The following is a 12,904-nucleotide window of genomic DNA, read 5'->3' as shown; positions in this document are numbered from 1 at the left end:
CTGGTCACGACCCCGCGCCCGCTGTAGAACTTCCTGCAGACGCCCGAACGGGCAACGCACCAGGAAAGCGGGTGACCTCATGACCGGCACCGCGGAAGAACGCCAGCGGGAAATCGTGCAGGCCGCCCGCGCACGAGGCTCCGTCGACGTCAACGCCCTCGCCGCCGAACTGGGCGTGGCGAAGGAAACCGTCCGCCGCGACCTCCGCGCCCTGGAGGACCACGGTCTGATCCGCCGCACCCACGGCGGCGCCTACCCCGTGGAGAGCGCCGGTTTCGAGACGACGCTCGCCTTCCGCGCCACCAGCCACGTCCCCGAGAAGCGCCGGATCGCGACCGCCGCGGCCGAGCTGCTCGGGGACGCCGAGACGGTCTTCGTCGACGAGGGCTTCACCCCGCAGCTCATCGCCGAAGCCCTGCCCAGGGACCGCCCGCTGACCGTGGTCACCGCGTCCCTCCCGGTGGCCGGCGCGCTCGCCGAGGCCGCGCACACCTCCGTCCTGCTTCTCGGCGGCCGGGTCCGCCCCGGCACCCTCGCCACCGTGGACCACTGGACGACGAAGATGCTCGCCGGTTTCGTCCTCGACCTGGCCTACATCGGCGCCAACGGCATCTCCCGCGAACACGGCCTCACCACCCCCGACCCGGCCGTCAGCGAGGTCAAGGCACAGGCCATCAGGGCCGCGCGCCGCACGGTGTTCGCGGGCGTCCACACCAAGTTCGGCGCGGTCAGCTTCTGCCGGTTCGCGGAGATCGGCGCGCTGGAGGCGATCGTCACCAGCACCCTGCTGCCGGCGGCGGAGGCCCACCGCTACTCCCTGCTCGGGCCACACGTCATCCGCGTCTGAAAAGCAGTCCCCTCCTCCCGGGGCACCCCCCTGCCTCACGGTGCCCCTTATCTCCCCATATGTTCAGGAGCGATCCATGCGAACCCCGAGCCGACGACGGCCACCGCGAGCCACGCTCGCCCTGGCCGCCGCAGGGACGCTGCTCGCCCCACTCCTCTCCGGCTGCTGGGTCGGAGCGGGCGGGGCCGGATCGGGCGGCAACTCGATCAACGTCCTGATGGTCAACAACCCCCAGATGACCGAGCTCCAGAAGCTCGCCCCCCGCTTCACCGAAGAGACCGGCATCAAGGTCAACTTCACCGTCCTGCCGGAGAACGACGTCCGCGACAAGATCAGCCAGGACTTCGCCAACCAGGCCGGCCAGTACGACGTCGCGACCCTCTCCAACTACGAGATCCCGATCTACGCCCGCAACGGCTGGCTGCACGAGATGGACTCCTACGTCGCCAAGGACCCGGCATACGACGAGCAGGACGTCCTCACACCGATGCGCGAGTCGCTGACCGGCGACGACGGCAAGCTCTACGGCCAGCCCTTCTACGGCGAGTCGTCCTTCCTGATGTACCGCAAGGACGTGTTCGAGAAGGCCGGTGTGACGATGCCCGCGCACCCCACCTGGACCCAGGTGGCCGACCTGGCCGCGAAAGTGGACGGCGCCGAGCCCGGCATGAAGGGCATCTGCCTGCGCGGACTGCCGGGTTGGGGCGAGGTGATGGCCCCTTTGACCACCGTCGTGAACACCTTCGGCGGCACCTGGTTCGACAAGGACTGGAAGGCCCGCCTCGACTCCCCCGAGTGGAAGAAGGCGGCGAAGTTCTATGTCGGCCTGGTCCGCGACCACGGCGAGTCCGGCGCCGCCCAGTCCGGCTTCGCCGAGTGCCTGAACAACATGACCCAGGGCAAGGTCGCCATGTGGTACGACGCCACGAGCGCCGCCGGCTCGCTGGAGGCGAAGGGCTCCCCCGTCAAGGGCAAGGTGGGCTACGCCCCCGCCCCCGTGGAGAAGACGGAGTCCTCCGGCTGGCTCTACACCTGGGCCTGGGGCATCCAGGACGCCTCCCGCAACCCCGACAAGGCCTGGAAGTTCGTCTCCTGGGCCTCCGGCAAGCAGTACGAGCAGCTCGTCGGCGACGAGATCGGCTGGTCCAACGTCCCCGCCGGCAAGCGCGCCTCGACGTACACGAACCCCGCCTACCGCCAAGAGGCCGCCGCCTTCCAGGAGATGACCAAGGAGGCCATCGAGGGCGCCCGGCCCACCGACCCGGGGGTGCAGCCGCGCCCCGCGCCCGGCATCCAGTTCGTCGGCATCCCCGAGTTCACCGATCTCGGCACCAAGGTCTCCCAGGAGATCAGCGCGGCCATCGCCGGACGACAGTCCGTCGAGTCGGCGCTGAGCAAGTCCCAGCGGCTCGCCGAGAAGATCTCCGAGGAGTACGAGGGACGATGACCGCGACGACGACGGCCCCCCTGGCCACCACACCCGTACCCACCACGCGCCAACCGTCGGCCCGCTTGCGCGCCTGGGCCACCCGCGCCCCGCTCCTGCCCGCCCTGGTCTTCATGGTCGCGGTCACCCAACTCCCGTTCGTGGCCACGCTGGTGATCTCGTTCTTCGACTGGAACGCGCTCTATCCGAAGGCCCGTCACTTCACCGGCGTCGACAACTACCAGGAGGTCCTCACCGACGCCGACCTGCGCCACTCGGTGTGGACGACGATCCTGCTGACGGTGGCCGTGGTCCTGGCCAGCCTGCTCCTCGGCCTGGTGCTGGCACTGCTCCTGGACCGGAAGTTCCGGGGCCGAGGAGTGGTCCGCACCCTGCTCATCGCCCCGTTCCTGGTGGTCCCCGTGGCGGCGGCGCTGCTCTGGAAGCACGTCCTCTACAACCCCGAGTACGGCCTGTTCAACGGCCTGTTGCACTATGTGGGCGGCCCGCAGCCGGACTGGATCTCGAACACCCCGCTGCTCGCGGTGGAGGCGTCCCTGGTCTGGCAGTGGACCCCGTTCATGATGCTGATCCTGCTGGCCGGACTGCAGAGCCGCGACCACCAGCAGATCGAGGCCGCGAAGGTGGACGGCGCGAGCAACTGGCAGATCTTCGTCCACCTGACCCTCCCGCACCTGCGCCGCTACCTGGAACTGGGCGCCCTGCTGGGCTCGATCTACATCGTCCAGAACTTCGACGCGGTCTTCACCATCACCTCCGGCGGCCTGGGCACGGCGAACCTCCCCTACACCGTATACCAGAGCTTCTACCAGGCCCACGAGAACGGCCTCGCCTCGGCCGCGGGCGTCCTGGTCGTCATCGGCTCCATCGTCATCGCGACCTTCGCCCTGCGGGTCGTCTCGTCTCTGTTCCGCGAGGAGGTGGGCCGGGCATGAGCGCCATGACCGTGCGCCGCGTACGCCGCAAGGAAGCCGGGCTGGGCCTGCTGGCCTGGTTGTTGGGCATCGCGTTCTTCCTCCCCATCGCCTGGATGGCCCTGACGTCCTTCCACTCCGAGCAGGACGCCGCGACCAACCCCCCGTCCTTCGGGGCGGCGTTGACCCTCGACGGCTACCGCGAGTTCTTCGGCACGGGCGGCGGCGCCAGCCCCTGGCCGGCGCTGATCAACTCGACCGTGGCGTCCGTGGCGTCGACGCTGTTCGTCCTCCTGCTGGCGCTGCCCGCGGCCTACGCCCTGTCCGTCAACCGGGTCCGCAAGTGGACGGACGTCCTGTTCTTCTTCCTGTCGACGAAGATGCTCCCGGTGGTGGCGGGTCTGCTGCCGATCTACCTGTTCGCGAAGAACACGGACCTGCTGGACAACATCTGGCTGCTGGTCATCCTCTACACCTCCATGAACCTGCCGATCGCGGTCTGGATGATGCAGTCGTTCCTGGCCGAGGTCCCGGTCGCGATCATCGAGGCGGCCCGGGTGGACGGGGCCCGCCTGCCGACGATCCTCACCCGGGTGGTGGCCCCGATCGCCCTGCCGGGCATCGCCGCGACCTCGCTGATCTGCTTCATCTTCAGCTGGAACGAGCTGCTCTTCGCCCGGGTCCTGACCGGAGTGGTCGCCGAGACGGCCCCCGTCTTCCTGACCGGCTTCATCACCAGCCAGGGCCTGTTCCTGGCGAAGGTGTGCGCCGCGTCGCTCATCATCTCCCTGCCGGTGCTCGCCGCGGGGTTCGCCGCCCAGGACAAGCTGGTCCAGGGCCTGTCGTTGGGAGCAGTGAAATGAAGGCCGCCGTCATCGAGTCCGTGGGCAGGGCCGTCACAGCCGAGGTCCCGGACCCGACGCCGGGCCCGCGGGACGTGGTCGTGGAGGTCGCCGCGTGCGGCCTGTGCGGCACGGACCTGCACATCCTCCAGGGCGAGTTCGCCCCGAAGCTGCCCATCGTGCCGGGCCACGAGTTCGCGGGCACCGTGGTCGGGGTGGGCACCCAGGTCACGGAACTGTCGGTGGGCGACCGGGTGGCGGTCGACCCCTCCCTCTACTGCCACGAGTGCCGCTACTGCCGTACCGGCCACAACAACCTCTGCGAACGCTGGGCCGCGATCGGCGTGACCACGGCCGGGGGCGCGGCGCAGTACGCGGTCGCGCCGGTGGCGAACTGCGTACGGCTCCCCGAGCACGTCCGCACCCAGGACGCGGCCCTGGTCGAACCCCTGTCCTGCGCGGTACGCGGCTACGACGTCCTGCGCTCCCGCCTGGGCGCCCACGTCCTGATCTACGGCTCCGGCACCATGGGCCTGATGATGCTGGAGCTGGCCAAGCGCACGGGCGCGGCGAGCGTGGACGTGGTGGACGTGAACCCGGCCCGGCTGGAGACCGCACGGCGGCTCGGCGTCACGGGAACCGCGGCGGACGCGGACGAGCTGGACCGTCCCCAGGGCTGGGACCTGGTCGTCGACGCGACCGGCAACGCGGCGGCGATCCAGGACGGCCTGGACCGGGTGGCCAAGGCCGGCACGTTCCTGCAGTTCGGTGTGGCGGACTACGCGACGAAGGTGACGATCGACCCGTACCGCATCTACAACCAGGAGATCACCATCACCGGCTCCATGGCGGTACTGCACAGTTTCGAGCGGGCGGCGGAGCTCTTCGCGAACGGGGTCCTGGACCCGGAGGTCTTCATCAGCGACCGCATCCCGCTGGAGCGGTATCCGGAGGCGCTGGAGCAGTTCGCGGCGGGGGTGGGACGGAAGATCGTGGTGGTGCCGTAGAGGTTTGACGGCGGGGCGCCGGGGGCGAAAACCCCTGGCGCGCACCCCCGCCCCACGCCCTACCATCCCGCCCATGCCCAGCCCCCACGGCTTCCGCTACGAAGCCCACGCCGACGGAACCGTCCGCATCACCCACCACCACCGCCCCGCGACCACCCTCCACGGCCCCCGTGCCGCCCAGTTCCTCGCCGAGGTGGAAACCGCCCCCGACCCCCAGCTCGTCATGGCCCGCTGGACCGGGAACTACAAGCGCGGCAACGAACGCACGGCCCGGAACCACCCCCGCAACCGCCGCTGAGCCGCCCCCTACGCGTCCGTGGTCCAAACGATCGCGGGTAAGGGAACGGTAAAGCGGGCTGGATCGTTCACCGGTCATGACAGCTATGACCCCCGGCTCGAACATCCCTCTCTCCACCGCGCGCGTGACGGTGGACGTCGCCGCCCCGGTGCGGCTCGACGTATCGGGCCTGCTGCTCACCGCCGACGGCAAGGTGCGCTCCGACGACGACTTCATCTTCTACAACCAGCCGACGGGACCGGGCGTGACGTACCGCTCGGGCGGCGGCACCAGCCCCGACGCGATCACGGTCGACACCGCGGCCGTCCCCCCGGGCATCGAGAAGATCGTCGTCACGGCCAGCCCGGACGCCGCCGGCCAGACCTTCCAGGGCATCGAACCGACGGCCACGATCCGCAACGCCGACGACAACTCCGTCCTCGCCACCTTCACACCCCCGCAGCTCGGCACCGAGACGGCCCTGGTGGTCGTGGAGATCTACCTGCGCAACGGCGCCTGGAAGGCCCGCGCGGTCGGCCAGGGCTACGCCGACGGCCTGGCCGGCATCGCCACCGACTTCGGCGTGTCGGTCGAGGAACCGGCCCCGGCCCCGGTGGCGCCGCCCCAGCCGGCCGCTCCTCCGGCCGCCCCGCCGCAGCCCACCCTCCAGCCCCCGGTCGCCCCGTCGGCCCCGCCGGTGACCTCGCCGACTCCCCCGCCGCCGGCCCACGCGCCCGGCACCGGCAAGATCAACCTCGACAAGGGCCGCGTCAGCCTCCAGAAGAACCAGACCGTGTCCCTGGTCAAGGGCGGCCGCCCGCTGCTCTCCCAGGTCAAGATGGGCCTCGGCTGGGAGCCGGCCTACCGCGGCAAGGACATCGACCTGGACGCCTCGGTCATCGCCTACGGCCCGCAGCGCAACCACATCGACAGCTGCTACTTCGGCAAGCTGTCCATCGTCAACGGCGCGATCAAGCACTCCGGCGACAACCTCACCGGCGAGGGCGGTGGCGACGACGAGGTCATCGTCGTCGACCTCGGCCGCCTCCCGCAGGAGGTCACCGGTCTGGTCTTCACCGTCAACTCCTTCTCCGGCCAGAAGTTCACCGAGGTCGCCAAGGCCTACTGCCGCCTCCTCGACGCCGCCACCGGCGAGGAACTCGTCCGCTTCGACCTCACCAACGCCGAGCCCCAGACCGGCGTGATGATGGCCAAGCTGATCAAGCAGTTCTCCGGCGAGTGGGAGATGACGGCGATGGGCGACTTCGTGAAGTCGCGCACGGTGCGGGGCATGGTGAAGCCGGCGGCACAGGCGCTGTAGCCGGCCCGCCGGACCACGGGCAGCCGGGCCGCTGAGATCTACGCGAACAGCGCGCTGTACGCGTTCAGCGCCGGCTGCCCGCCCAGGTGCGCGTAGAGCACCGTCGCATCCCACCCGATCTCCCCGCGCGCGACGAGGTCGATCATCCCGGCCATCGACTTCCCTCGTGGACGGGGCCGGTGACCATCCCCTCGGTCCGGGCGGCGAGCCGCATCGCGGCGAGGGTGGCCTCGTCGGGGATGCCGCAGACACCGGCGTGGTAGCGCTCGTCCAGCTCGACGTCGTCCGGGGTCAGCTCCCGCTCGACGCCGATGAGTCGCCCGGTGCCCCGCGCGATCCTGGCGATCTGCTCGCGCGTCGCGGCCGGCTTCTGGGTGGAACAGGCCCATCCGGCGAGGCCGAGGCCGCCGAGCGGATGGTCGAAGGCCCCCCCTTGTGCGGCCTCGAACAGTCAGGCATGGCGCACAGCCTTGTTTTCATGGCGACATACCGATGAACTCCAACTGGTCAGGCAAGCCAGGGCCAATGACCGTCATGGCCCCTTTCGATCAGTGAAACCATGCGGAACGCGGCATCCGAAAGTCCCGCGAATACATGCCGGTTCGCCTTGCCCGACGGGCCGTGGCCCGCCCGGTAGCCGGCGAGGTTCCAGGTGTAGACCGGCACGTCGGCGGGGACCTGCTCGGTCGGGTCGCCGTAGTGGCTGAACGCGTACTGCTCGTCGGTGACGATCAGCACCCGGTCGTGCTTCCGGTAGTGCCGGCGCACCGCGCCCGTGGTGTCGGTGCCGCCCAGGTCGCCGAAGCGCTCCAGGATCTTCAGCACCGACTCCCCCTTGCGGAACCGCACCTCGGCGCTGGTGGTGCCGAACTGCACGAGGACGGCGCGCTCGGCACGCAGCGCGAGCGCGGTGCCGAAGATCGCCGCCGCGTCCGCCCGGTTGAGCTGCGAACGGTCGGACAGCCGGCCCCACATCGAGCCCGAACGGTCCACGAGCACGAGCGTCCGGCCGGGCAGCGCGGGCACGTTGGCCAGCGAGTGGCCGAGCGCCTGCTCCAGCGGGTACGCCCAGCGCAGCGACGGTGCGTGCTGGTACGCGGCGAGGTACCGGAAGGGGAACTGCCGCGACCGCGCGACCTCCGCCGGGTCACTGATCCGGGCCGCCACCTGGGCGGCGACCTCGTCGGAGACGCCGGCCTGGTCGAAGTTCCGCAGGTTGCGCAGCAGGGCCATCGCGCCCATGGACGGGATCACCGCCTCCCAGGCGGCCCGGTCCATCGGCCCCTGGATCCACCCGGCCAGCGCCTCCCACGTCATCCCGGCCGCGGCGAGCCGCTCGGCGCCGCCCTCGGCGGTGACGACCGCGCGCCGCTCCCCGACCGGCAGCGCCATCAGCTCACGGTGCGCAACCAGCGTCCGGTTCGACGCGGGCGGCACGGCCGTGTCCGGGTTGTGCCGGCGGTCGAGGGCGTACCGGAACAGCTCTCCCTGCCATGCCTTGTCCGGGTCGGGCGCCGCGTGCACCAGGTTGAGGATGTCGCCGAAGCGGTAGCCCTTGGCCGCGGTGTCGTACTTCAGCAGGGACTTCCCGCTGTAGAGACGGCGTACGGCGTCGGCGATGCCGCGCTTGACGGGCTTGGGCACGTTGCGGCCGTGGGTCGCCGTCCAGTACGCGAGCAGCTCACCGGGCTCGTCCGGGCGCCGCAGCACGGAGTCGACGACCTGCCGGTTGGAGGGGCCGCCGGTGGCGCCCGCGTCGAGGCGTGCCTTCACGTACTCGGCGGCGCCGACGACGGACGCGGTACGGAGGTTGCCCTCGCCGCGCAGCCAGCCGAGCAGGCCGGCGGTCCACTCCGGGTCGGTGACGGCGAGCTCGCGCACGAGCTTCGCGAACCGGTCGTCGCGGTCGGCACCGCTCTCGTAGAAGGTCTGCTGGGAGACGAAGTTGGCGACGGCGAGGAGGAAGAGCTCGGAGCGCGCGTCCCGCTCGCGGCCCCGGCCGCCCTCGTAGGTGCGCAGCACGCGGCCCGTGGCGGTGACGCGCGAAGTGGGCTGTGCCCTGGCGGCTCGCTTGTTGAATCGCGACATGCTGAATTCCCCCGAATTCACTGAAGGTTTTCGGAGGGAGGCGCGGCAGAAGGAGGGTGCCCGAGATCAGAAGTCGGCCACGGAACTAAGTCAGATGCTCTGTCCATTGAGCTACACCGACCCTGAGTCGATGACGGGATTCGAACCCGCAACGTTCTGATCCGGAGAAGTAGCCGTTGCCTGCGCACCGGGCACCCACCATGAGCTGCGCCTCCCCGAGATCAAAAGACTCGCACCGGGAAGTGCGTGAAGTTGTGGTGTCCAGAGTTCAGGTCGGCGGAACCGACGTAGGTGCTCTGACCCCTGAGCTACACCGGCGCGTGGTACCGGTGGCGGGATTCGAACCCGCGGCCGCCCCATTATGAGTGGAAGTAGGTCCTGCCTTCGCACCTGGACGTTCTTCACTCTAGGAGGCGGGCCGCGGGTGGGCGACTCAATTAAATTCAGGCGCGCTTCTGGCGCTTCCAGGGGCCGGTGATGGCGAGCATGATGCCGGGGGTCTGGATGTTGGCGAACAGGGTCCTGCCGTCGCAGGAGAAGGTGACGCCGGTGAACTCGCTGTACTCGGGCTCGTCTTCGGTGCCGATGTTGAGTTCGTTGCGGGCGATCGGGTAGGTCCGGCCGCTGTCGGTGGCGCCGAAGAGGTGCTGGACGCCCTCGCCGTCCTCGGCGATGACGAGGCCGCCGTACGGGGAGACGGTGATGTTGTCGGGGCCGTCGAAGGCACCGTCGGCGGAGGGGTCGGGGTTGACGCCGAGGAGCACCTTGAGGGTCAGCGTGCGGCGCTTGGGGTCGTAGAACCAGACCTGGCCGTCGTGCTGGACGGGGCTCTCCGCGCGGGCGTAGGAGGAGACGATGTAGGCGCCGCCGTCGCCCCACCACATGCCCTCCAGCTTGCGGGCGCGGGTGACCTGGCCGTCGGTGAACTGCTTGCGGACGGCGACGGTCCTGGCGTCGCGGTCGGGGACGTCCACCCAGTCGACGCCGTAGACGGTGCCGATCTTCGTGGCGCGCGAGAGGTCGTCGACGAACTGGCCGCCGGAGTCGAAGCACTTGAAGGCCTGGAGGGCGCCGGCGTCGTCGGCGAGGGTGCGGAACTTGCCGCGGCCGTACGCGAAGCCCTTCGGCGGGGTCCAGCGGAACAGGAGGCCGTTGGGCGAGGCCGCGTCCTCGGTGAGGTAGGCGTGGCCGCGCTTGGGGTCGATGACGACGGCCTCGTGGTCGTAACGGCCGAAGAACTTCAGCGGCTTGGGGTCACGGTTGGCGCGCCGGTCGGACGGGTCGACCTCGAAGACGTAGCCGTGGTCCTTGGTCATGCCGTTGACGCCGGCCTTGTCGGAGTTCTCCTCGCAGGTGAGCCAGGTGCCCCAAGGGGTGCGGCCGCCGGCGCAGTTGGTGGAGGTGCCGGCGATGCCGACCCACTCGGCGACGTGTCCGTCGGGGCGGACCTCGACGACGGTGCAGCCGCCGGCCGCGGCGGGGTCGTAGACCAGGCCCTCGGTGAGCGGGACGGGGTACTTCCAGTTGGCGCGCGGGCCCTTCAGCTCGTGGTTGTTGACGAGGAGGGTGGTGCCGCGGGGGCCGTCGAAGGTGGCGGTGCCGTCGTGGTTGGACGGGGTGGTCTCGCCCGACTCCAGCTTGGTCTTGCCGCTGTAGGTGACGACGCGGTACTTGAACCCGGCGGGCAGCGCGAGGATGCCGTCGGGGTCGGGGATCAGGGGACCGTAGCCGACCCCGCCGCGAGCGTCCGCCCCGCTCTCGGCGTCGAGGCCGGTGTCGGTGGACGCGAGGGCCTGCGGCGCGGTGGCGAGGGCGCCGACGCTTCCGGCCAGTACGACACCGGCACCGGTGATCGCGGATGTTCTGGCGAAGTCCCTGCGGGTGAGCGACATGGTGTCTCCTGTGTGGCGAAAGGTGTGCCGTGGAGGGTGGCGGACCTCGGGTCGGCGTCACGCTCCCGTCCATGCCTGAACGGGAGTTGAACACCGGACGACGTCCGCAGGATCGCTTCCATGAATCCGTACATCCGTGAATCTTCGTAAACAAGGTCATCACGTGTGAAACTGCACCAATGCCATGATTTAAGGCGGCACACCTTGACCGCCGGTGTGCGCGGCAATAGACACCCAACTACCTGAAGAACCCGGGGGAGGCGAGCCGACGTGGACGCACATCGTGCGCGCAGCCTCCACGAGGGCCGGCTGTTGAGCCTGCCCCATGTGACGGGGGTCGGAACCGGGAAGGACGAGCACACGGGCGAGGACGTCATCTTCGTCTTCGTGACCCGCAAGGTGCCCCGGGACCGGCTCAGGGACGAGGACGTGGTTCCGGACGAGCTCGACGGCGTACCCGTGCGCGTGCTCGCGATCGGCGAGGTCTCCGCGCAGGAGGAGTAGCCCGTCCTGCCCCGGAACTGCGATGACACCGGGGAAGAAGGTGGTCTGGCCATGACGAGCCGGCCCGAACTGATGCGAGGACCCACCGGCGGTCAGCTGAGCGACAGCTCCCGCCAACAGGCACTGTCGGACTTCCTGCGCCGTGAGCAGCCGCTGGCGAACGTGGTCGGCTTCGGACACGGCGTGAAGTGGACGGGCGGCCAACCCACCGGCGAGGAAGCCGTGTTGGTGTTCGTGACGCAGAAAGTCCCGGAATCGATGATCCCGGAGCGGGACGTGATCCCGTATCAGATGGACGACGGCACCCCCACGGACGTGGTGGCGGTCGGCCATGTCGCCGCGCAGCGGCAGCAGCGGCAGTCCCGGCGCGCCGAGGACCGGCTCGGGCTGTCCTACGGCCCGGACGGCAACGTGCAGGAGCAACTGGCGCGGCTCTCCCAGCCGTTGCTGGAGGAGCTGAGCGGGGCGCCGGGGCTGGAGCCGCAGCTGCTCCGGCGCCGGATGCGGCCGTGTCCGTCGGGGTTCTCGATCGGCAACGTGCGGGTGACGGCGGGCACGCTCGGCAGCGTGGTGTACGACTTCCTGCCGGGTGCGACGGTCGACCCGCCGGGGCCGGGGCTGGGCACACCGGCGAAGTTCTACCTCCTGTCCAACAACCACGTGCTGGCGGACTCCAACCGGGCGCAGTTGGGCAGCCCGATCGTGCAGCCGGGCGTCTTCGACGGCGGCACGGACCCGGCGGACCGGATCGCGACCCTGGACCGCTTCATCCCGATCCAGTTCGCGCCGCAGATCCCGCTGGAGCGCCAGGGCAACGTGGTGGACGCGGCGCTGGGCCGGGTGGAGTTCCAGGACGCGACGCGGGAGCAGTACTTCAGCGGGGCGCCACGGGCCTGGCGGCGCAAGGCCAAGGTGTCGGTCGGCGATCTGGTGAAGAAGTCGGGCCGCACGACCAACATCAGCTTCGGCCGGATCATCTCGGTCGACGCGACGATCGACGTCAACTACGGCACGGCGGGCACCGCCCGCTTCAAGGACCAGGTCCTCACCACGAACATCTCGGCCGGCGGCGACTCCGGTTCGCTGGTCACCTCGCTCGACAACGTGGCGGTGGGGCTGCTGTTCGCGGGGTCGTCCGTGGTGACGGTCGCCAACCACATCGAGAACGTCCGCGCGCTGCTGCGTGTCGAGATCGCCGAACTGCTGGCCTGACGGCCGGTCAACTCGTCACGGGAGGGGGCGTATCCCCATGACCACACAGGCACAGAAGAAGAAGGGCGCGCAGGCCGAGCACCGCTTCCACAACGCGCAGGGCGCCGAGGTCAAGACGCGCGACGAGGCCTTCGCGAGGGAGCAGGGCGTGTCGCCGGAGGCGCTGGCGACGTCGGCCAAGCTGGAGCTGCACAACGGGGCCGCGGTCACCTGGCAGTTGGAGGTGAAGTACAACCCCAACACCTACCCGTACGTCGTGATCGGCGGTCAGATCACCGGCACGATCTGCGGCGGCACCTGGAACATCACGGGCGGCTTCATGGGCCAGACGATCCGGCTGGACGCCCGGCGCGCGGGAAGCGGCGGCGGTTGCGCCGAGACGCTGACCCTCATCGGGGAGTTCCAGAACCCGCCGGCGTACCGGGGGACGTACGGCTTCAACGGGGCCACGTCGTCGTTCCGGCACACGACGGTGTACCACTGCTGACCCGTTTTCCGGACGCGGGGCCCGGCGGCGTCGCCCGCCGCCGGGCCCCGCGGCATCCCGGGGGCG

The 12,904-nt window shown here is 70.1% G+C and carries 12 protein-coding genes and 1 pseudogene; 10 read left to right on the top strand and 3 right to left on the bottom strand.

Annotation, left to right across the window (positions count from 1 at the left end; genetic code table 11):
- The first annotated feature begins 79 nt into the window (after positions 1-79).
- The 7 genes from DI272_RS37190 (at position 80) to DI272_RS37160 (ending at position 6,655) form a co-directional block, all read left to right on the top strand.
- On the top strand, positions 80-847 hold the full coding sequence (locus DI272_RS37190; protein ID WP_109499571.1) for a DeoR/GlpR family DNA-binding transcription regulator: 768 nt from the start codon (positions 80-82) through the stop codon (positions 845-847).
- Between the two features lie 76 nt (positions 848-923).
- On the top strand, positions 924-2,294 hold the full coding sequence (locus DI272_RS37185) for a sugar ABC transporter substrate-binding protein (protein ID WP_109499570.1): 1,371 nt from the start codon (positions 924-926) through the stop codon (positions 2,292-2,294).
- Positions 2,291-3,229, top strand: a complete 939-nt coding sequence (locus tag DI272_RS37180; RefSeq protein WP_109499569.1) for a carbohydrate ABC transporter permease — start codon at positions 2,291-2,293, stop codon at positions 3,227-3,229. The genes DI272_RS37185 and DI272_RS37180 overlap by 4 nt, the downstream gene beginning before the upstream one ends.
- On the top strand, positions 3,226-4,071 hold the full coding sequence (locus DI272_RS37175; protein ID WP_109499568.1) for a carbohydrate ABC transporter permease: 846 nt from the start codon (positions 3,226-3,228) through the stop codon (positions 4,069-4,071). Before DI272_RS37180 ends, DI272_RS37175 begins: the two co-directional genes overlap by 4 nt.
- Complete coding sequence (locus DI272_RS37170) at positions 4,068-5,057, top strand: zinc-dependent alcohol dehydrogenase family protein (RefSeq protein WP_109499567.1); 990 nt, start codon at positions 4,068-4,070, stop codon at positions 5,055-5,057. The genes DI272_RS37175 and DI272_RS37170 overlap by 4 nt, the downstream gene beginning before the upstream one ends.
- A 73-nt stretch (positions 5,058-5,130) precedes the next feature.
- Positions 5,131-5,355: a hypothetical protein gene (locus DI272_RS37165; RefSeq protein ID WP_109499566.1), complete on the top strand. Its 225-nt coding sequence runs from the start codon at positions 5,131-5,133 to the stop codon at positions 5,353-5,355.
- Positions 5,356-5,440: 85 nt separating this feature from the next.
- A complete protein-coding gene (locus DI272_RS37160) occupies positions 5,441-6,655 on the top strand; it encodes a TerD family protein (RefSeq protein ID WP_109499565.1) in 1,215 nt (404 codons plus the stop codon).
- A 38-nt stretch (positions 6,656-6,693) separates the two neighbouring features.
- On the opposite strand, the pseudogene DI272_RS37155 reads toward DI272_RS37160, so the two are convergent.
- The 3 genes and pseudogenes from DI272_RS37155 to DI272_RS37140 all read right to left on the bottom strand — a co-directional run.
- Positions 6,694-7,097: pseudogene (locus DI272_RS37155) on the bottom strand (pyridoxal-phosphate dependent enzyme); the annotation flags it as partial.
- A 65-nt stretch (positions 7,098-7,162) separates the two neighbouring features.
- The gene (locus DI272_RS37150) at positions 7,163-8,743 is read right to left on the bottom strand and encodes a TROVE domain-containing protein (protein ID WP_109499564.1); all 1,581 of its coding nucleotides are present in this window, start codon (positions 8,741-8,743) and stop codon (positions 7,163-7,165) included.
- Positions 8,744-9,186: 443 nt separating this feature from the next.
- Entirely contained in the window at positions 9,187-10,635 is a 1,449-nt protein-coding gene (locus DI272_RS37140) for an alkaline phosphatase PhoX (protein ID WP_109499563.1), read from the bottom strand.
- Between the two features lie 270 nt (positions 10,636-10,905).
- On the opposite strand from DI272_RS37140, the gene DI272_RS37135 reads away from it, so the two are divergent.
- The 3 genes from DI272_RS37135 to DI272_RS37125 are packed head-to-tail and all read left to right on the top strand — an operon-like array spanning position 10,906 to position 12,838.
- Positions 10,906-11,139: a hypothetical protein gene (locus DI272_RS37135; protein ID WP_109499562.1), complete on the top strand. Its 234-nt coding sequence runs from the start codon at positions 10,906-10,908 to the stop codon at positions 11,137-11,139.
- Positions 11,140-11,190: 51 nt separating this feature from the next.
- On the top strand, positions 11,191-12,351 hold the full coding sequence (locus DI272_RS37130) for a S1 family peptidase (RefSeq protein WP_258314789.1): 1,161 nt from the start codon (positions 11,191-11,193) through the stop codon (positions 12,349-12,351).
- Positions 12,352-12,388: 37 nt separating this feature from the next.
- Positions 12,389-12,838, top strand: coding sequence for a hypothetical protein (locus DI272_RS37125; RefSeq protein ID WP_109499561.1), 450 nt, complete (start codon positions 12,389-12,391; stop codon positions 12,836-12,838).
- Positions 12,839-12,904: the final 66 nt, after the last annotated feature.

This window comes from Streptomyces sp. Act143 (assembly GCF_003143935.1).
Lineage (GTDB): Bacteria > Actinomycetota > Actinomycetes > Streptomycetales > Streptomycetaceae > Streptomyces.
The sequence above is the reverse complement of the archived record's forward strand: the minus strand, read 5'-3'. Positions and strand labels throughout refer to the sequence as shown.